The organism is Bacillus sp. TE9106W (assembly GCF_054062215.1).
Genome location: NZ_JBSSFA010000001.1, coordinates 428269 through 448788, shown reverse-complemented (window position 1 = coordinate 448788; position 20520 = coordinate 428269). Strand labels below are relative to the sequence as shown.

The following is a 20520-nucleotide window of genomic DNA, read 5'->3' as shown; positions in this document are numbered from 1 at the left end:
ATTACCTCTGATAACATATTATATTTAGAATGAATCACCTACAGACATAAGTACCCAGAAGATAACCCCTAATATACCAACGATAAAAATAATGAATCCCATATTACGTATACTTTTAATTTTTGCTTGTAATCCACTTAATCCTGCCAATAATCCAGTTAAAGAAAACAGTATCCAATATAAAGTAGTTGAAATAGGGAGGATTGTATCGCTATTCACCCCCATACCCCAAAAAACAAAAGGTAGCGTGACAAAGGAGAAGCTAAGTAGCCCTATTAAACCAATAAGTAATTTCCGATGTTTAATGCTAGTAATAATTAAAAAGATACCACCGAAAAATCCGCATAAAACAAGAAGTGGCATATAAATAACCCAAAGTAAAAACATATACAATCTCCTTTTATGTAATGAGTTATATTTTACTACATGAAGTTTATTTTGGACATTATTAATAAATATGTATAAATTGATAGAAATGAGAAGTAATGCTATAAGCTATCGAAAAGTGCTAACGGAAGAAGAGTTTGAAGTTTTTATAAAAGAGTAAAGAGAGGCATTGTGATACCTCTCTCTCTTAAGGTAAAAAAGCAATTACATTGGTCAAAATATGTAATAGTATAGCTGGAACAATGGATTTCGTTTGTTTATACAATAAACAAGCGAAAATTCCAGTTACAAATGCACTAACCATAATTCCTAAAGAATACGTATGAGCAATACCGAAAAGTAAACTGGAGAGAATTACAGCTGGCCAAAAAGTAAACTTTTCTTCAAAAAAACGAAGGAAAATCCCTCTGCATATAAGTTCTTCAAAAATAGGTGCAAAAACTCCGCCAGATAGAATTAGGAGGAGAGGATAGTGCTCTAGTGTTGAAAGTTCTAATGCATCAGATTGTTCTTGTACGGCTAAAGGAAATAATTCATCTAATATAAACATATCTACAAAAAGGCTAATTGCATAATAAATGAGAACATATATGTACATTCGAAAAGATTTTAAAACTTGAAAATTAATAGCAGGTAATACTAGTGCTCTCATTGGTTTGTATTTCATAATATATAAGATTAATAATAGTAAGGATACTAAGTCATAACTACTATTGCTTATAGACTCGAGTAAAAGTTTATTTGTATTTGGATTAGCTTGTTCGTATAACCAAAAAGGCAATGCTAGAAAAATCCCAATTATTATTGGGAGGCATAGTAAAAGAAAGAATAAAACTCCAATGAATTGTAACCATGATGTGTTAGTACGGTAATCTAAATTTGTGTGTAATTGCAAAAGAATCCTCCTTTTTATTATATAGGTTAAAGGGCTAGCTTATAAGAAAGATAAGGTATTATTTATTATATGAAATAACATAGCTGGAATAATAGACTTTGTTTTTTTACATAAAATCGCCATTAATAATCCCATGAAGAAAGTAATGACCATGACTCCAAATGAGTATGTATGAGCGATACCGAAGAAGAAGCTTGTTAAGATCGCTGCAATCCAAAATGGAAAGCGTTCTGAGAAGAAGCGAAGTATAAAACCACGGAAAATAAGCTCTTCAAAAATGGGTGTGAGTATGGCGAAGCCGAGAAGTAATAATATTTGATACTGCTTAAAGACATCTAAGTTTAGTGCAGAAGATTGCTGCTTCGTTGCGTCTTGGAACACATAATTTAACAGTATGTAATTGAGTACGATATTTATCATGAAGAACAGGAGTAAGTATACATATGTGCGCCATTCTTTAAGTGCTGTAAAGTTAAAAGATTTTATTAGTAATTTTTTTGCGGGTTCGAATTTGAAAATGAAGAATAACAACAAGGCTAGTTGTAATACGATACTTGCGGTATTTACAATAGATTCATACAGGGCAATTTGTTTTTTATCTGTAAGACCTGCTGTATAAATTGTTAATGGCATTGCGAGGAACACAGTAATAAGTCCAGTTCCGAAAAAAGCGAATAAAACGGAGCTAATAAATTGTCCCCATGACATAGAGTATTTCTGTTCATTAGAAAGTTGTGTAGCAGATTGCATATGTAAAATCACCTCTTTATATTTGTATATTTAATTATAAAGTATTTGTTTTTTGAATGTAACATTTAAATATTACATATAAAGGTTCATTTTCCATAAAATAATAAAAGAGGTATCACCCTATAGTGATGCCTCTTTCTTATTGATAGCTATGTTCTGCTTTGTTATTCGATTTTGATTGCCCTATTTGTAATTCACGCTCTACCAATCGGTCTAACTGTTGAATTGCTTTTAGTGCTTTTTCATAAGAAATTGTTCGATAATGATGCGCTCCGCCCGGTTCTTCATCTGCTTCGTCTGCCCATTTAATAATGTTTTGCAGAGATGTTCTTTCGATTTCTTGCTGTACTAAGAAAGAATCTGTATGAAGAAGAATTGCGATAGAAATTTCTTTTGCTAGTTTAGGATGCTCTCCTAATCTAATAAGCAATTTATGAGCTCTTTCTGCTCCTTTAATTGCGTGTATATCATTCTTTTTATATAATTCATAGTCCCATTCGCCGCCTGTGTACCACGTATGATGTCCGATATCATGAAGGAAACCAGCTTTTGTCGCAGCATCGACTGAGGCGTGATGCTTTTTAGCTAAGTGAAACGCATGGTAAGCGACAGCGATCGCGTGGACCATCCCAGAACGATTTACGTATTTTTGTGTAATGTGGTGTTTAAAAATTTGTTCAAGCGTAATACGGTGCATAAAACATTCACTCCTTTTATCTAATGGTGTATATGAAGAAAAATCGATCGGTTTAAATGTATTTTGAACATTGTACTCCATCGAGTAGCGTTAGTAAAGTAGAAATGTTTAGGAGAAGAAAAAAATCACCTTAGCTTATGCAAAGGTGATTTTTAAATTGCTTATTTTTTTAATCCTTGCTCTAGTGTTTCTAACATTTCGTGCTTTTCATTTTCATCAGCATTTTTCCAAATGACTTCAAATAAAACACCAAGACCTGGAAGCATTTTTTCTTCACCGCTTTGAATTGCATCGACAATTGTTTCTTGTAATTGATCTTGTGTATTACCAGATACATTTGCTAATACAGCACCGCGTAAATTAAAACTCATTGTTTTCACCTCTTCTTCAGAATTGAAACTGACGTTAGTTTTTGTTCTTTTTTATGTAAATATGTATGAAAAATAGGCTATAATGATAAGACAAGAAGAGAGGGAAATACATATTATGAAAAACATTGATTCAGTACAAAATCCGCGTGTGAAGCAGTGGAAAAAGCTGCAAACGAAAAAAGAACGCGATAAAAAAGGCTTATTTTTTGTAGAAGGATTCCATTTAGTGGAGGAAGCTTTAAAAGCAGGAGTTGTAACAGAACTTATCGTTTCAGATCAGACAGACCTTCCGAAAGATTGGACAGTTAATGATGTAGAAATGTATATCGTACCGGAAGCAATTGTAAAAGTACTTCGTGAAACAGAAACGACACAAGGTGTATTTGCTGTTTGTGAAAAGCATGAGAAGGAAGTAGCTCTTGCTGATGGGAAGTTTCTTTTATTAGATGGCCTGCAAGACCCAGGTAACTTAGGGACAATTATTCGTACAGCTGATGCAGCTGGTATTCATGCCGTTGTGCTTGGAGAAGGTTGTGTTGATGCATATAATAGTAAAGTACTCCGCTCTACACAAGGTTCTATTTTCCACTTACCAGTTGTAAAAGGAAACTTAGAAGAATGGGTAGACAAACTAAAAGAAAATAACGTTCCTGTATATGGAACAGCTCTTGAAAATGGAGTTCCTTACGGTGAAGTAACACCAGCAGGAAGTTTTGCATTAATTGTAGGAAATGAAGGAAACGGCGTACGCCAAGAAATTCTTGCAAAAACAGATCAAAACTTGTATATTCCGATTTACGGCGGGGCAGAATCATTAAATGTTGCAGTTGCAGCAGGGATTTTAACGTATTATTTGCAAAGCCCGGTTGCGAACAAATAAAAAACTTCTTATAATAAGTTGAAGTACATTATATTAAAAGTTAAATAACGAAAAACGTTGATAGAGAAGAGTAGCTTACAAAATCGCCATATAGGGAGAGAATGCCGTAGACTGAAAGCATTCTTATGGTAGACGGAAGTGAATTCACCTCTGGAGTTGACGCCAGGACCATGTATGTGTAAAGGCGTTCCGGTCAGAATTGATCGTTATAACTAATGAGTGGGCAGACATGTTCTGTCAATTTAGGGTGGTACCGCGAATTTACCTCGTCCCTTTTTGGGAGCGAGGTTTTTTTATTTTTAAAATTAGGAGGGTTCCAAATGGAAGCACGTTTAAAAGAGCTAAAGCAAAAAGCGTTAGAGCTTATTGAAGAAGCGAAAGAGCTAAAAGGCTTAAACGACGTACGCGTAGCGTATTTAGGAAAAAAAGGTCCAATTACAGAAGTATTACGCGGCATGGGAAAATTATCAGCAGAAGAGCGTCCACGTATGGGAGCATTAGTAAATGAAGTACGTGAAGCGATTCAAACGCGTCTAGATGACAAAATCAGTAACTTAGAAAAAGCGGTAATTGAAGCGAAATTAGCTACTGAAACAATTGATGTTACATTGCCAGGTCGTCCTGTTGAAACAGGTTGTCACCATCCGTTAACAGCTGTTGTTGAACAAATTGAAGATGTATTCATCGGTATGGGTTATGAAGTAGCTGAAGGAACAGAAGTAGAAAAAGACTACTACAACTTCGAAGCATTAAACTTACCGAAAGATCACCCAGCACGTGATATGCAAGATACATTCTACATTACAGAAGAAACGTTACTACGTACACATACATCTTCTGTGCAAGCACGTACGATGGAAAATAATAAAGAAAAAGGCCCAATTAAAATTATTTGTCCTGGTAAAGTGTATCGCCGCGATGACGATGATGCGACGCATTCACACCAGTTTATGCAAATTGAAGGTCTTGTAATCGATAAAAACATTCGCATGAGTGACTTAAAAGGTACACTGCAAGTATTCGTGAAAAAGATGTTCGGTGAAGATCGTGAAATCCGTCTTCGTCCAAGTTTCTTCCCATTCACAGAGCCATCTGTAGAGATGGATATTTCTTGTATGATGTGTCACGGTAAAGGTTGCGGCACTTGTAAAGGAACTGGTTGGATTGAAATTTTAGGCGCAGGTATGGTTCACCCGAACGTACTTGAAATGGCTGGTTATGATTCAAAAGAATATCAAGGTTTCGCATTCGGTATGGGCGCAGAGCGTATCGCAATGTTGAAATACGGCGTAGATGACATTCGTCATTTCTATACAAATGATGTACGTTTCTTACAACAATTCAAACGAGCGTAAGGGAAGGAGAGGATAAGTATGTTCGTATCATATCGTTGGTTACAAGAGTATGTAGATATTAAAGATGTAACAGCACAAGAACTAGCAGACAAAATCACGAAGAGTGGTATTGAAGTAGAAGGTGTTGAAGTATTAAATAAAGGTGTAAAAGGTGTTGTAGTTGGTCGCGTATTAGAATGTGAAAAACACCCAGAAGCTGATAAATTAAGCAAATGCTTAATCGATATCGGTGAAGAAGAGCCAGTTCAGATTATTTGTGGTGCTGCTAACATTGCAAAAGGTTTAAAAGTACCAGTTGCAAAAGTTGGTGCTGTACTTCCTGGCAACTTCAAAATTAAAAAAGCAAAACTACGTGGTGAAGCTTCTCACGGTATGGTTTGTGCTCTTCAAGAGCTTGGTATTGATGGAAAGTTAGTTTCAAAAGAATACGCAGATGGTATCTTCATCTTCCCAAGTGACGCTGAAGTTGGTGCGGATGCACTTGAAATTTTAAACTTACATGATGAAGTACTTGAGCTTGGTTTAACACCAAACCGTGCAGATTGCTTAAATATGTTAGGTGTTGCATATGAAGTAGCTGCTATTTACGGCCGCGAAGTAAAACTTCCAGCTATCGACTTACAAGAAACAGCAGAAAAAACTTCTGATTACATTTCTGTAAGTGTAGAAGCGAAAGAAGAAAACCCATTATACATTGCAAAAATGGTGAAGAACGTAAAAATTGGTCCATCACCAATGTGGATGCAAACTCGCCTAATGGCAGCTGGCATTCGTCCGATTAGCAACGTAGTTGATATTACAAACTACATTTTAATGGAATACGGTCAACCGTTACATGCATTTGATTACGATAAATTAGGTTCAAAAGAAATCGTTGTTCGTCTTGCAAAAGAAGGCGAAAAAATTGAAACGTTAGATGATCAAGAACGTACGTTACAAAGCCACCACCTTGTTATTACAAACGGCACAAAAGCGTTAGCTGTTGCTGGTGTAATGGGCGGAGCGGATTCAGAAGTTACAAATGAGACAGTAAACGTTCTAATTGAGTCTGCATACTTTGCAGGTCAAACTGTGCGCCGTACATCAAAAGACTTAGGTCTTCGCAGTGAATCAAGTGCACGTTTCGAAAAAGGAATCGATCCAACGCGTACTTTCGAAGCAATTCAACACGCAGCTGCTTTAATGGCGAAATATGCTGGCGGTGAAGCACTTGAAGGTGTAGTAGAAGCTGATAACTTACAAGTACAAGAGCGTACAGTATCTGTTACTGCTGAAAAAGTAAACCGTGTATTAGGTACAAATATTTCTGCAAGTGAAATGGGTACAATGTTCACAAACTTGAAATTCCCATTTACAGAAGTAGAAGGAACATTCCACGTGAATGTACCAGCACGCCGTCCTGACATTACAATTTCAGAAGACTTAGTAGAAGAAGTGGGCCGTCTATACGGTTATGACCACATTCCAGTTACATTACCTTCTGGAACGATGACTCGTGGTAAATTAACAGCAGCACAAACGAAACGTCGTAAAGTACGTCGCTTCCTAGAGGGTGCTGGTTTATATGAAGCGATCACATATTCATTAACAAGCGCTGATAAAGCGAAACAATATATGGTTGAGCCAAATGAAAAAGCGCCTGTAAACCTTGCACTTCCAATGAGTGAAGAACGCAGCCAACTTCGTTTAAGCTTAGTACCGCAACTACTAGAAGCAGTTTCATACAATGTCGCTCGTAAAAACGACAGCGTTGCTTTATACGAAGTAGGTTCTATCTTCTTACCGACAGAAGCAGGAGAACTTCCGAAAGAAGAACAACATCTTGCAGGTGTTATGACAGGTCTTGCTCTTCACCATGCATGGCAAGGTGAGAAAAAAGTAGTAGACTTCTTCGTTGTGAAAGGTGTACTAGAAGGACTATTTGACGTGCTTGGCGTTTCAAACCAAATCACATATGCACCAGCAAAACGTGAAGGTATGCACCCAGGTCGTACAGCTGATATCGTATTAGATGGCGAAGTAATTGGTTTCATCGGTCAATTGCACCCAGAAGCAGAAAAACAATTAGATGTGAAAAATACATTCGTATTCGAACTATCTCTTGTAAAAGTATTCGGTACAGACGCAGAAGAAACTTACTACTCAGCAATTCCACGTTTCCCATCTATGACACGTGATATGGCTGTTGTCGTAACGAAAGAAACAAAAGCTGGCGAAATGAAGCAAGTTATTGCTGAAGCTGGCGGAGAACTGCTGAAAGACGTAACGCTATTTGACTTATACGAAGGTGAAAAAATGGAAGAAGGCAAGAAATCACTTGCATTCTCTATGAACTACTTCGATCCAGAGCGTACGTTAACAGATGAAGAAGTAACAGAAGCACATAACCGCGTGTTAACAGCGGTAGAAGAGAAATTTGGTGCGGAGTTACGTAAGTAATAAGAAATTGCCGGATTTATTCCGGCAATTTTTTTAGTGGATTGGTTGTCGGAAAATGTCGGTAAGTCGATATATTACAAAAATCGCCGATATATTTGGAGTTACGATCGATATATTATAAAAATCGCTGATATATTTTCTGGCACCTTGCATCTTTCTCACGAATGTAGTACATTAATTTTAGTTTAACAAAATGAAAGACGATGATAAGGAAAAGTAGTATATACTATAATCCAAAGCGAGTCAGGGACGGTGAGAGCCTGATGAGGCGGTATATGTGAAGAACACCTTGGAGTTGCTAACCGAAATTGAATCTTGTATTCAAGAGTAGACTTAGACGGGAATCCGGCCTGTTACAAACCGGGAAGTATGTATTACATACGAGTTAAAGTTGGTCTTTATGACAAATTGGGTGGTACCGCGAAGTTTAACCTTTCGTCCCTTTATGGATGAAAGGTTTTTTTGTATTTAAATATATCAGCAAAGGAGAATTTCACTATGGAAAACACATTAGTAAAAAGTCTGTATAGAGATACAGATAAATACGCAGGTCAAACAGTACAAGTATCAGGGTGGATTCGTAATTTACGTGATTCAAAAGCATTTGGTTTCATCGAATTAAACGACGGTAGCTTCTTCAAAAGCGTTCAAATCGTTTTCGATACAGAATTAGATAACTTCAAAGAAATTGCAAAACTTCCACTTAGCTCTTCAGTTAAAGTAGAAGGTAAAGTAATTGCAACGCCTGGAGCGAAGCAACCATTTGAAATTAAAGCAGAAAAAATTGATATCGAGGGCTTATCAGATTCTGATTACCCACTTCAAAAGAAACGTCATACGTTTGAATACTTACGTACAATCGCTCACTTACGTCCAAGAACAAATGCATTCTCTGCAACGTTCCGCGTACGTTCTATCGCAGCATTTGCGATTCACCAATTCTTCCAAGAGCGTGGATTCGTACATGTTCACACACCTATCATCACTGGTAGTGATACAGAAGGTGCGGGCGAAATGTTCCGCGTAACAACGCAAGATTTAAACAACGTACCAAAAGGCGAAGACGGACAAGTTGATGAATCAAAAGACTTCTTCGGCAAAGAAACAAACTTAACAGTAAGTGGACAGCTGAACGCTGAAGCTTATGCATTAGCATTCCGTGATGTATACACATTCGGACCTACATTCCGTGCAGAAAACTCAAACACAACTCGTCATGCTGCTGAGTTCTGGATGGTTGAGCCTGAGATTGCATTCGCTGAACTAGGTGACGTAATGAACCTTACAGAAGATATGCTGAAATATGCAATGAAATACGTATTAGAGCATGCACCAGAAGAAATGGAATTCTTCAACAGCTTCGTTGATAAAACAGTTCTAGAGCGCATGAACAACGTAATTAACTCGGACTTCGGTCGCATCACTTATACAGAAGCAATTAAAGTACTTCAAGAATCAGGTGCTGACTTCAAATACCCAGTAGAATGGGGTATTGACTTACAAACAGAGCATGAAAGATACTTATCAGAAGAAATCTTCAAACGCCCTGTATTCGTAACTGACTATCCGAAAGACATTAAAGCATTCTACATGCGCTTAAATGACGACGGTAAAACAGTAGCTGCTACTGACCTTCTAGTTCCTGGCATCGGCGAATTAATCGGCGGAAGCCAACGTGAAGAAAGAATGGACGTTTTAGTAGACAGAATTAAAGAATTAGGCATGAATGAAGAGGACTACTGGTGGTACTTAGAACTTAGAAAATATGGCGGTACAAAACACGCTGGATTCGGTCTAGGTTTCGAGCGCTTCCTAATGTACATCACTGGCATGGCTAACATCCGTGACGTAATTCCATTCCCAAGAACTCCAGGTTCTTCTGAATTCTAAAATGTGAAAAAGCGAGAGGTTTCCTCTCGCTTTTTTATTTTGCATAGTTTACTACCTCGTGGCAAAAAGTAACGCGAAGGGGTGAATATAAATGAGTAAAAAAGTAAAAAAAGATCATTCAAGATCGGGCCTAGGTTCTCCAGAAGTAGAAGGACAAGGAACGACGACACATGAAACAGGTTCCCATAAAGTACCTTCATCAAATAAGAAGCAGAAACGAAGCTAGCATAAAAAAGGAGAGTTTTGACGACTCTCCTTTTTATGCTTTACATCTTCTTATCGTTAATTTCTTTTGTAATGTTATCTACATCTTTGTCTAATCGATCGAAATAGAAAAACCACAGTAAACTCATGAACACGTAATAGATGGCCATAACGCCAAGATTATCAGATATATTTTCAAATGTAGATTTAGTAGTGAAAAAAGCTCCCCAAATGGTAGAAATAGTGAGATAAGAAAGTGGGCCTACGAGGTGTACGAAAACATATAATATCTTTTTAACTTTTACAGCGTTCATATGAAAACCCTCCTTTTTCTAATCATACATTCAAGTTCCTCACAGAAGTGTTGTAGTTTTGCTGGATTATGTATTAACAAGCGGGCATCGTGTTTCCCGATAAATCTTCGAATCCGAAAGTTTAATAAGAAAGATCGGCCATAACGCTCTATTAAATCGTTGAATGCTGGTTGTTCACTTAGTAGCTGAATGTTTTCTCTAATTTCAAACTGTCTTTCGTGTGGATTGCCTAGTAAAATATTTAGAATCATTTGTAGAAGTAGCAATGGGAATCTCCTCCTATGTTAGAATAATCTGTATATTGTAATTGTAACAAAACTATAAGGACAATAGTAGGATAAAACAAAAAACAGGAGTTTGTAGGCTCCTGTTTTTGTCGATACTATTTTAGTAAGCGAAACGCCTTTTCCGTATTAGCAAAATGAAGTTTCACAAACTCAGGTAATCGTTCTTTACCAAGCTTTTGAATTAATTTAGCGGCGGCGATATCAACTTGTTTACCTGCACCTTTTGGAAGCGGCATACCAGCTTTTTTGCTTAGTTCGTTAAATTGTTTTACGAATGAGTAACGGGCTAAAATGGAGGCGGCGGCAACAGCTAAATGGACGCTTTCTCCTTTTGTCGCGAAATAAACATTTTCACGCTGTACCTGTTTTTGTTTTGCTAAATATTTGTAGTATGTATCAGGCTGTGTGAATTGGTCGATTAAGACGCCTTCAGGTTTTGTAGGCGCAATTTTAGTTAATAAGTTTGTAATAGCTTTATTATGTAGCAAAGCTTTTAGTTTACCTTGGTTGTTTCCTTTATCGAATAGCTCGTTATATTTTTCGTTATGAAGGACAAGAGAGCTATAAGGAACAACGTGTAGAAGTTGTTTCGCAATGGCAGTAATTTGATCGTCATTTAAGTTTTTAGAGTCTTTTACACCAAGTTCTTTTAGTAGTGGAATTTGCTTCGCATCCACATATACAGCAACTACTGTCATCGGTCCGAAGAAATCACCAGTACCAACTTCATCTGATCCTACGATAGACATTGTACCGATGGAAGCAGGCGGTGCATAACGGTGTGAATCGACAGATTTTTTTACAGTTGTTTTCGGTGTTTGAGAGACAGATTGCCAACGAGAAGCTTCTGCTTCAGCTCGGCCTCCTTGGAACATTACTTTTCCTGATTTATAAGCTGTAATCGTGCAAGAGGGCACCTTTGCCATGAAGATCCCGCCTTGCGGAGTTTTCGGGCTAAGTGAATGTTTATATTGTTGTTTCATGTCTTCAATTACTGTAGAACTTGTTTGAATTACGATAGAATTTGACATAATGGTCGCCCCTTTTTTTATATTGTTATTTTTATCATATCGGATTGTTCTTTCTGTTTCCATATTATGAAGGTTCATGGTATGATAAACTTTAGGATTCTGTACGTGATTGGAGGCCGGTGAGTTGTCACAACAAAAGGGAAAGAAAAGTCGAATTAATGTAGAAATCTATGGTCAGCAATATTCAGTTGTTGGCGATGAAAGTACAAGTCATATCCGCATGGTAGCAGCGATTGTGGATGATAAAATGCGCGAACTCAATGCCAAGAATCCTTCGCTTGACACGAGTAGACTAGCGGTATTGACGGCGGTAAACGTCATACACGATTACATAAAATTAAAAGAAGAACATGAGAAATTGAAAGAAAGTATGACAAAAAAAGGAATGGAATAACATGATTGATATTATTATCATTTTACTGCTTGTTATGGGATTTTTCCTCGGCTTACGCAGAGGGTTTATTTTGCAACTTGTAAAGTTAACAAGCTTTATTATCGCATACCTTGTTGCATACTGGTACTGTAAAGATTTAGCGCCAGCACTTGCGAAATTTATTCCGTATCCATTTGATAAAAACGTATCTGTTCCAGAATGGATTGATGCAAATAATATTGAGACAGTATTTTATCAAGCGCTTGCGTTTATCATATTGTTTATTATTACAAAAATTGCACTTTCATTACTTGGTAATTTGTTAAATATGTTTGCAGAAATACCGGTTTTAAAGCAAGTAAATGCGTTCGCGGGGGCAATCCTCGGATTTTTAGAAGTATATATTATTTTGTTTGTTTTAATTATCATTGGAAACATTCTTCCGATTGAACAACTACAAACACCATTACAAAAATCATCAATTAGCAAAATAATTGTAGACGATACACCGATTCTCTCTGAAAAGGTGAAGGAACTATGGCAGACAGGTAGCAGAGTATAACTTCTCTTTTTTCGGAAAGAGAAGTTTTTTTCTATGAAAGAAAGGCGGGACAATGATGAAAGTAAATAAAAAACAAGTGATTAAATTATTAGAGACAATCGGCCTGTTTATGGAACTAAAGGGCGCGAATCCATTTAAAATATCTGCATTTCGTAAAGCGGCAGCAGCGCTAGAAAGTGATGATCGTAGTCTTTCTGAGATTGAAGATTTTACGAAGATTCCGGGCATTGGAAAAGGAACAGCAGCAGTTATTCAAGAATATATAGAATCGGGAACATCTGAAGTGTTACAAGAGCTTGAAAAAGAGGTTCCAAGTAGCTTATTACCGTTATTAAAATTGCCAGGCCTAGGTGGTAAAAAGGTAGCTAAGTTATATAAAGAACTTGGTGTTGTTGATATGGAGTCGCTAAAAGCGGTTTGTGAGGAAAATAAAGTACAAGCTTTAGCTGGTTTCGGCAAAAAAACAGAAGAGAAAATATTAGAAGCAATCGATCAAGTAGGATCTCGTCCGGAGCGTTTACCAATCGCAATGGTATTGCCTATTGCCAGGGAAATAGAGGAGAAATTGTCGAATATTGCTGAGGTAATTCGTTTCTCTCGAGCTGGTAGTTTGCGCCGTGTTCGTGAAACAGTGAAAGATTTAGATTTTATTATTGCAACGACAGAACCAGCTGCAGTACGTGAGCATTTACTACAATTTGATAATATGATTGAAGTAATCGCGAGTGGGGATACGAAAGTTTCTGTTCGTCTTCAATATGAATATGATATTTCGATTGATTTCCGCTTAGTAAAACCAGAAGAGTTTATTACAACTCTTCACCATTTCACAGGATCAAAAGACCACAACGTAAAAATGCGTCAAATCGCAAAAGATAAAGGCGAGAAAATTAGTGAGTACGGTGTAGAGAACTTGGAAACAGGTGAAGTGAAAACGTTCGAGACGGAAGAAGAATTCTTTGCTCATTTCGGTCTTCCATTTATCCCGCCAGAAGTTCGTGAAGATGGAAAAGAAATTGAATTAATTAAAGAGTATCCAAACTTAATTCAGTTCTCTGATATACAAGGTGATTTACATATGCATACAACATGGAGTGATGGTGCTTTTTCTATTGAAGAGATGGTACAAGCGTGCCGTGCTCGTGGATATAAGTTTATGGCAATTACGGATCACTCACAATACTTGAAAGTAGCGAACGGTTTAACGAAAGAGCGCCTTCGTGAACAAGCGAAAGAAATTGAACGTATGAACGAAAAGTATCCAGACATTACAATTTTACGCGGGATTGAAATGGACATTTTACCAGATGCCTCGCTTGATTTTGATGATGAAGTATTAGCAGAATTAGATTATGTCATTGGAGCGATTCACTCTAGCTTCTCACAAGACCGTGAAACGATTATGAAGCGTCTTCGCGCTGCATTAGAGAATAAGCATGTCACAATGATTGCTCATCCGACAGGACGTCTTCTTGGGCGCCGTGAGGGTTATGATGTAGATACAGATTTATTAATTGAACTCGCAAAAGAAACAAATACAGTTTTAGAATTAAATGCGAATCCAAACCGCCTAGATTTAAGCGCAAAATTATTAAAACAGGCACAAGATGCTGGTGTAAAAGTAGCGATTAATACGGATGCTCATACACTTGAAATGTTAGAAGATATGGAAACAGGCGTAGCGGCAGCACGTAAAGGTTGGATTCAAAAAGATAACGTGATTAACACGTGGGATATTGAACGTTTATTAGACTATATTAAACGTAATAAGTAACACAAGGGGGACCTGCAACATGTTAGAAAGAACGTTGCGTGTATTAGAATACAATAAAGTAAAAGAACAATTACTTGAACATACAGCCTCTTCACTTGGCCGTGACAAAGTGAAGCATTTAGTACCGAGCACTGATTTTGAAGAAATTGTAGAAATGCAAGATACAACGGATGAAGCAGCGACAGTCATTCGTTTAAAAGGTAGTGCACCATTAGGTGGTATTACAGATATTCGCTCAAATGTGAAGCGTGCAAAGATTGGAAGTATGTTAAGTCCGAATGAACTACTTGATATTGCGAATACAATGTATGGTAGTCGCAATATGAAACGTTTCATTGAAGATATGGTTGATAATGGTGTCGAGCTTCCCATTTTAGAAACTCATGTCGCCCAAATTGTATCTTTATATGATTTAGAAAAGAAAATTACAAATTGCATCGGTGACGGCGGTGAAGTAGTCGATAGCGCAAGTGATAAACTGCGTGGTATTCGTACTCAAATTCGTACTGCGGAAAGCCGTATTCGTGAAAAGTTAGAAAACATGACGCGTTCTTCAAACGCGCAAAAGATGCTGTCTGACTCGATTGTAACGATTCGTAATGAACGTTACGTAATCCCAGTAAAACAAGAATACCGCGGCGTATATGGCGGTATTGTTCATGATCAATCAGCTTCTGGACAAACGTTATTTATTGAACCGCAAGTCATTGTAGAATTAAATAACGCGCTCCAAGAAGCACGTGTGAAAGAAAAACAAGAAATCGAACGCATCTTATTGATGTTAACAGAAGAAGTGGCAGTAGAAGCCGATATCGTTTTATCAAACGTAGAAGTAGTTGCAAATCTTGACTTCATTTTTGCGAAAGCTTTCTATGCGAAGCGAATTAAAGCAACAAAACCAATCGTAAATAACGAGCGTTACATGGATTTAAAACAAGCACGTCATCCGCTTATCGATCCAGAAATTATTGTGCCAAATAACATTATGTTAGGGAAAGATTTCACGACAATTGTTATTACAGGACCGAATACAGGTGGTAAAACAGTTACGCTGAAAACAGTTGGTATTTGTGTATTAATGGCGCAATCTGGTCTTCACATTCCAGTAATGGATGAGTCAGAGATTTGTGTATTTAAAAATATATTTGCTGATATCGGTGATGAGCAATCAATTGAACAAAGTTTAAGTACGTTCTCCTCACATATGGTGAACATTGTTGATATTTTAGAAAAAGCTGATTTTGAAAGCTTAGTTTTATTCGATGAATTAGGTGCTGGAACAGATCCGCAAGAAGGGGCTGCACTTGCCATTTCAATTTTAGATGAAGTATGTAATCGCGGTGCTCGCGTTGTTGCAACGACGCATTACCCAGAATTAAAAGCATACGGATATAATCGTGAGCAAGTTATTAATGCGAGTGTTGAGTTCGACGTGAACACGCTAAGCCCGACGTATAAATTATTAATCGGTGTACCAGGACGTAGTAATGCCTTTGAAATTTCGAAACGCCTTGGATTATCTGATCGCGTCATTGAGCAAGCGCGCAATCACATTAGTACAGATACAAACAAAATTGAAAATATGATTGCGAAGTTAGAAGAAAGTCAAAAGAATGCAGAGCGTGACTGGAACGAAGCAGAAGCACTTCGCAAGCAATCTGAAAAACTGCATCGTGAATTACAACGTCAAATTATTGAATTTAACGAAGAGCGTGATGAACGATTATTAAAAGCGCAAAAAGAAGGGGAAGAAAAAGTCGAAGCTGCAAAGAAAGAAGCAGAAGGCATTATTCAAGAACTTCGTCAATTGCGTAAAGCGCAGCTTGCAAACGTGAAAGATCACGAGTTAATTGAAGCGAAGAGCCGTCTAGAAGGCGCAGCACCAGAACTTGTGAAGAAACAAAAAGTAAACGTGAAAAATACTGCGCCGAAACAACAGTTACGCGCAGGTGATGAAGTAAAAGTATTAACGTTCGGTCAAAAAGGTCAACTACTTGAAAAAGTAAGTGATACAGAGTGGAGCGTACAAATCGGTATTCTGAAGATGAAAGTAAAAGAGTCTAACATGGAATACATTAATACGCCGAAGCAAACAGAGAAAAAAGCAGTTGCAACAGTAAAAGGTAGAGACTACCACGTTTCATTAGAACTTGACCTTCGTGGTGAAAGATTTGAAAATGCAATGGTGCGCGTCGAGAAATATTTAGACGACGCCCAGCTTGCAAGCTATCCTCGTGTATCAATCATTCACGGTAAAGGAACAGGAGCACTTCGCCAAGGTGTTCAAGATTACTTGAAGAAGCACCGCGGTGTAAAAACATTCCGTTACGGTGACATGGGCGAGGGAGGCCTAGGCGTAACAGTTGTCGAATTAAAATAGAAAACAACGAAACAAAGGGGAAACCATTATATGTTTATGGACAAACTTGCAAAAGTATTGTTAGCTTGTTGTGGAATATTTTTGGTGATTGGGGTTATTTATTTAGTTGTTTTTGCGAAGTAAACGAGCGTCAATCGTGGCAGAGTAATATTGCCATAGATTGACGCTTTTAATATATATGAAAAGGAATAAGTTATGAAAATCAACCAATACATAAGCGAAGCAAAATCTTGCTCAAGACGCGAAACAGATCGCCTTATTAAAGCTGGGCGCGTAGCGATTAACGGCGAAATATGCACGCACGGTGCACTTGTTAATGAAGGAGATGTTGTAACGATTGATGGACAGGTTATTGCAAAAGAAGAGAAAGAAAAGGTGTATATTGCCTTTCATAAACCAGTTGGGATTACCTGCACAGCAGCTGAGCATATTGAAGGTAATATTATTGATTATATTAATTACCCAGAGCGTATCTTTCCTGTTGGACGATTAGATAAAGCATCAGAAGGACTTATTTTCTTAACGAATGACGGCGGGATTGCCAATCAAATTTTACACGGTGATCATGAGCACGAGAAAGAATATGTTGTTACAGTTGATAAACCTTTTACAGATTGGTTTATGAATGAGATGTCCAGCGGTGTAAAGATTAAAGATGGAATAACGAAGCCATGTAAAGTGACGAGAGTGGATCAGTCTACGTTTCGCATCGTTTTAACGCAAGGAATGAACAGACAAATTCGTAGAATGAGCCGAGCTTTCGGGTTTACTGTAACAAAGTTAAAGCGAGAACGCATTATGAATATAGAGCTAAATGATCTTGAAGTAGGAAAGTGGCGAGACATTACAGCTGAAGAATTAGAATTATTAATAGGACAGTTATAGGGAGGAAAAATTTTCTCCCTATATTTTTTTGTCAGAAAAAATAAAACTATTGATTTTTTAAAAAATAGCCCATATAATAAAAAACAACAAGTTTCGACAAGATATTTTATAAAAGTAATGATGAGGACATGAGTTGTTTTTTACGATTCTCAGAGAGGGAAGCCTTAGGCTGTGAGCTTCCTAATACGGAAAGACGAACTTACCACCTCTAAACTTCAAGAGTGAACTGCATGTATAATGCATTGTAATTCTTGGCGGATAAAACCGTTATCAATTTACACGAGCTATAAAATGAGCTTATTTCGTTATAAATTCATTTTATTAGAATAAGGGTGGAACCACGATTTCAACACTCGTCCCTTTGTTAGGGACGGGTGTTTTTTGCGTTCTTTTACGGGGAAGTATGCTTGAAAGAGGATATATGACGGATTTTAATTCAGAATATTTTGTTAAAATTAAATTAGGAGGTTAGTAGAAATGAAATCATCTTTAAAGTTTTCTGAGATGTTTGCAATAAGTTTAATGTTATTTGCACTATTTTTCGGTGCAGGTAATATGATTTTCCCACCAGCGTTAGGACAAGGCGCTGGAACAGATGTATGGATCGCATTGTTTGGTTTTATCGTAACAGGCGTTGGGTTGCCTTTATTAGGAGTTATCGTTATAGCTCTTAAGGGAGATATTAATGAGTTAGCAGGGCGTGTACACCCTATATTCGCACTAGTTTTTATTACTGCAATTTATTTATGTTTAGGTGTATTCGTAAGCGTGCCGCGTACAGGAACAGTTGCTTATGAAATGAGTGTTGCACCGTTCTTACCAAGTGAGATAGCTGGTCAATCGTACCCGCTTGTTATCTTTACATTTATTTTCTTTGCTGTAACTTTTTATTTAGCTTTAAACCCATCAAAATTAGTAGGCCGCATCGGTAAAGTATTAACTCCGATTTTATTAGCTGTTATTACAATTATTGTAGTGAAAGCACTTATTACACCGATTGGAGAATTTGGTGCACCGACAGAAGCATATAGTGCTCCGCTCTTTAAAGGTTTTATTGACGGATATTTAACTTTAGATGGACTTGCAGCACTTGTTTTCGGAAATGTTGTTATTCATGCTTTAAAAGGAAAAGGTATTACAAATAAAAATAGCATTGCAAAAGTAACGATTTTTGCAGGATTTATTGCAGCACTTGGTTTACTACTCGTTTACTTAGCGCTTGCTTATCTGGGAGCTTCTAGTGTCTCTCTTGGAATGGGAGCAAACGGAGGAATTATTTTAACAAACGTTGTAAATCATTTATTCGGTAGTTACGGAACTTTATTATTAGGAATCGCAATTTTAGCAGCATGTTTAACAACTTCAGTAGGGATTGTCGCAGCTTGCGGAGAATATTTCTCCTCTTTATTACCGAAGCTTTCTTATCAAAAAGTTGTTTTCATTTTCTGTGTATTAGCATTTATGGTAGCGAATCTTGGTTTAACTCAGTTAAATGCATTAGCATTACCAATCTTAATCGCAATTTACCCAATTGGTATCGTGCTGATTATATTATCACTTGTTGAAAACTATATTCGTCTTCCTTTAGTAATGTATGTAGGTGGTATTGTAGGAGCATTCATGATTAGCTTCTTTGATGGATTACACAATGCAAATCTTGAGATTGCAGCATTAACACCAATTTTAAATAAAATTCCATTATATAGTGTTGGGATTGGTTGGTTCGTTCCTGCTCTAGTAGGTATTGTAATTGGATATGTCATTTCATTGTTTCAAAAGCAAGAAGTTGCTGTAGAAAAATAGAGAAAAGAGGCTTTCTATTAAAGAAAGCCTCTTTTTTTGTAGAAAAAGCCGCATATAAGGAAATTCAGATATTTAAAGTTTTATACGTAATATAGTTGACAAAAAAATTATGAGTAGGCTAAGATTGACTTAGTTGTGGAAATATTGGAAGGAAAGTGAGGAGTGAAAGGTATAAGACTTTCTATAACGATATCATTTTGGTAGATAGAGGTGATAGAGTAGGAAAATGGTTAGTTTTATTTTTTTTGAGCTTCATTGAGAATGATAATCAACGAAAAAATAGGGACTTATGTTAAAATACGAATCGCTCTTTATAAAGAATAGGGAGGGGTATTATTTTTAACATACAGTGAGAATGATAATCAATAACATCTACATTACATAAATAAATTACAATTAAATAATGATAGAAGATTATTATTTTTTCTAATAAATTGAGAATAATTATCATTTTCAAAAAGTAGGGATGAAAGATAAACAAGGAGGAAGTAAGCCAAATGAGAAAGATTTCTGTATTACCCGCTTTTATTATAACGCTCGTATGTATGCTAGCTTTTCTTGTCATGCCATATGGAAAAGTTTCAGCACAACTAGCTGACGGTACGTATGATATTAACTATGTCATTCAAAAAGCGGAAAATGATTCAGCTTCAATGGCAAATGATTATTTTGAAAAACCAGCTAAGCTAGTTGTGAAAAATGGTGAGATGAAAGTTCAAGTTCCAATGAATCACAGTGCTTGGATTACAGAATTTAAAGCTCCTGAGAACGGGAATTTTGTTGATGCAAAAGTAGTTAACAAGGACGAGGCTGCTGATAAAAGAACGGTTGAATTTAAAATTGATGATTTATCAAAACCATTAGGAGTAAAAATTCATGTTGTCGTACCAAGTGCAAACTATGACCACCACTACACAATTCGTTTTGCTTTTGATGCAAATGTACAAGCTGTAGGTGGAGATAACGGCGCGGCTGCTATAACAAAAAACAATGATCAAACGAAAACAGGTACACAAGTCAAAGAAGAGAAAACAAAAGTAGAGAATAAAGAAACAACAAAAGAAGCGAACAAAGAAACAAATAAAGATACAAAAAATGAAAATGGTAAAGCTGAAAAAACAGATAATCCTAAAACAGGCGATGAAGCACGTATCGGATTATTTGCGGTGTTAATTCTTATTTCAGGTGTTTTCTTAATTCGTAACGTGAAGTTTAGTAAATAAATAAAAAGGAGCGTTATTTC

20 protein-coding genes and 3 other annotated features are annotated in these 20520 nt (G+C 36.8%); of the genes, 12 read left to right on the top strand and 8 right to left on the bottom strand.

All coding sequences use genetic code 11. From position 1 onward, the window contains the following. Nucleotides 1-24: 24 nt before the first annotated feature. The 5 genes from ACVWY7_RS02445 to sspI all read right to left on the bottom strand — a co-directional run bounded on the left by ACVWY7_RS02445 (nt 25) and on the right by sspI (nt 3100). Complete coding sequence (locus tag ACVWY7_RS02445) at nt 25-387, bottom strand: hypothetical protein (protein WP_000479518.1); 363 nt, start codon at nt 385-387, stop codon at nt 25-27. A 187-nt stretch (nt 388-574) separates the two neighbouring features. After that, nucleotides 575-1282 (bottom strand): CPBP family intramembrane glutamic endopeptidase, encoded by a 708-nt coding sequence (locus ACVWY7_RS02440; protein ID WP_001175961.1) that lies wholly within the window; start codon nt 1280-1282, stop codon nt 575-577. A gap of 39 nt (nt 1283-1321) precedes the next feature. Continuing rightward, nucleotides 1322-2032 (bottom strand): CPBP family intramembrane glutamic endopeptidase, encoded by a 711-nt coding sequence (locus ACVWY7_RS02435; RefSeq protein WP_001190243.1) that lies wholly within the window; start codon nt 2030-2032, stop codon nt 1322-1324. Between the two features lie 139 nt (nt 2033-2171). Beyond that, nucleotides 2172-2729, bottom strand: coding sequence for an HD domain-containing protein (locus ACVWY7_RS02430; RefSeq protein ID WP_000554799.1), 558 nt, complete (start codon nt 2727-2729; stop codon nt 2172-2174). A 161-nt stretch (nt 2730-2890) separates the two neighbouring features. Next, nucleotides 2891-3100 (bottom strand): small acid-soluble spore protein SspI, encoded by a 210-nt coding sequence (gene sspI, locus ACVWY7_RS02425; protein WP_000009513.1) that lies wholly within the window; start codon nt 3098-3100, stop codon nt 2891-2893. A gap of 82 nt (nt 3101-3182) precedes the next feature. Between sspI and ACVWY7_RS02420 the strand changes: the two genes are divergently transcribed. The 5 genes from ACVWY7_RS02420 to ACVWY7_RS02400 all read left to right on the top strand — a co-directional run bounded on the left by ACVWY7_RS02420 (nt 3183) and on the right by ACVWY7_RS02400 (nt 9890). Beyond that, nucleotides 3183-3980: a TrmH family RNA methyltransferase gene (locus ACVWY7_RS02420; protein WP_033682110.1), complete on the top strand. Its 798-nt coding sequence runs from the start codon at nt 3183-3185 to the stop codon at nt 3978-3980. A 48-nt stretch (nt 3981-4028) separates the two neighbouring features. Continuing rightward, nucleotides 4029-4257, top strand: a binding site (T-box leader). Between the two features lie 43 nt (nt 4258-4300). Then, nucleotides 4301-5335, top strand: coding sequence for a phenylalanine--tRNA ligase subunit alpha (gene pheS / locus ACVWY7_RS02415; RefSeq protein ID WP_000388219.1), 1035 nt, complete (start codon nt 4301-4303; stop codon nt 5333-5335). Between the two features lie 18 nt (nt 5336-5353). Next, nucleotides 5354-7774, top strand: a complete 2421-nt coding sequence (pheT, locus tag ACVWY7_RS02410; protein WP_000498204.1) for a phenylalanine--tRNA ligase subunit beta — start codon at nt 5354-5356, stop codon at nt 7772-7774. A gap of 194 nt (nt 7775-7968) precedes the next feature. After that, nucleotides 7969-8220: a binding site (T-box leader), on the top strand. 52 nt (nt 8221-8272) lie between these two features. Further along, a complete protein-coding gene (gene asnS, locus ACVWY7_RS02405; protein WP_000432163.1) occupies nt 8273-9664 on the top strand; it encodes an asparagine--tRNA ligase in 1392 nt (463 codons plus the stop codon). A gap of 91 nt (nt 9665-9755) precedes the next feature. Then, nucleotides 9756-9890, top strand: a complete 135-nt coding sequence (locus tag ACVWY7_RS02400; protein ID WP_000039588.1) for a YuzL family protein — start codon at nt 9756-9758, stop codon at nt 9888-9890. A gap of 40 nt (nt 9891-9930) precedes the next feature. Here the strand turns inward: ACVWY7_RS02400 and ACVWY7_RS02395 are convergent, their stop codons facing one another. From ACVWY7_RS02395 to rnhC, 3 genes are all read right to left on the bottom strand, one after another. Further along, nucleotides 9931-10182, bottom strand: coding sequence for a hypothetical protein (locus ACVWY7_RS02395; protein ID WP_456523639.1), 252 nt, complete (start codon nt 10180-10182; stop codon nt 9931-9933). Continuing rightward, a complete protein-coding gene (locus ACVWY7_RS02390; protein ID WP_456523638.1) occupies nt 10179-10448 on the bottom strand; it encodes a hypothetical protein in 270 nt (89 codons plus the stop codon). Before ACVWY7_RS02390 ends, ACVWY7_RS02395 begins: the two co-directional genes overlap by 4 nt. Nucleotides 10449-10564: 116 nt before the next feature. Next, complete coding sequence (gene rnhC / locus ACVWY7_RS02385; protein WP_073522077.1) at nt 10565-11500, bottom strand: ribonuclease HIII; 936 nt, start codon at nt 11498-11500, stop codon at nt 10565-10567. 124 nt (nt 11501-11624) lie between these two features. On the opposite strand from rnhC, the gene zapA reads away from it, so the two are divergent. From zapA to isdC, 7 genes are all read left to right on the top strand, one after another. After that, on the top strand, nt 11625-11894 hold the full coding sequence (zapA, locus tag ACVWY7_RS02380) for a cell division protein ZapA (RefSeq protein WP_000082701.1): 270 nt from the start codon (nt 11625-11627) through the stop codon (nt 11892-11894). Between the two features lies 1 nt (nt 11895). Continuing rightward, a complete protein-coding gene (locus tag ACVWY7_RS02375; RefSeq protein ID WP_000565407.1) occupies nt 11896-12435 on the top strand; it encodes a CvpA family protein in 540 nt (179 codons plus the stop codon). A 55-nt stretch (nt 12436-12490) separates the two neighbouring features. Then, nucleotides 12491-14209 carry a DNA polymerase/3'-5' exonuclease PolX gene (gene polX, locus ACVWY7_RS02370; RefSeq protein WP_456523637.1) on the top strand — a complete coding sequence of 573 codons (1719 nt, stop codon included), beginning with the start codon at nt 12491-12493 and terminating at the stop codon, nt 14207-14209. Between the two features lie 19 nt (nt 14210-14228). Further along, nucleotides 14229-16589: an endonuclease MutS2 gene (locus ACVWY7_RS02365; RefSeq protein ID WP_105989306.1), complete on the top strand. Its 2361-nt coding sequence runs from the start codon at nt 14229-14231 to the stop codon at nt 16587-16589. 195 nt (nt 16590-16784) lie between these two features. Beyond that, nucleotides 16785-17474: a 23S rRNA pseudouridine(2604) synthase RluF gene (locus ACVWY7_RS02360; RefSeq protein WP_000700723.1), complete on the top strand. Its 690-nt coding sequence runs from the start codon at nt 16785-16787 to the stop codon at nt 17472-17474. A 108-nt stretch (nt 17475-17582) separates the two neighbouring features. Then, nucleotides 17583-17838: a binding site (T-box leader), on the top strand. A 113-nt stretch (nt 17839-17951) separates the two neighbouring features. Then, nucleotides 17952-19277, top strand: a complete 1326-nt coding sequence (gene brnQ6, locus ACVWY7_RS02355; protein ID WP_456523636.1) for a branched-chain amino acid transport system II carrier protein BrnQ6 — start codon at nt 17952-17954, stop codon at nt 19275-19277. A gap of 497 nt (nt 19278-19774) precedes the next feature. Then, nucleotides 19775-20500, top strand: coding sequence for a heme uptake protein IsdC (gene isdC, locus ACVWY7_RS02350; protein ID WP_001226904.1), 726 nt, complete (start codon nt 19775-19777; stop codon nt 20498-20500). Nucleotides 20501-20520: the final 20 nt, after the last annotated feature.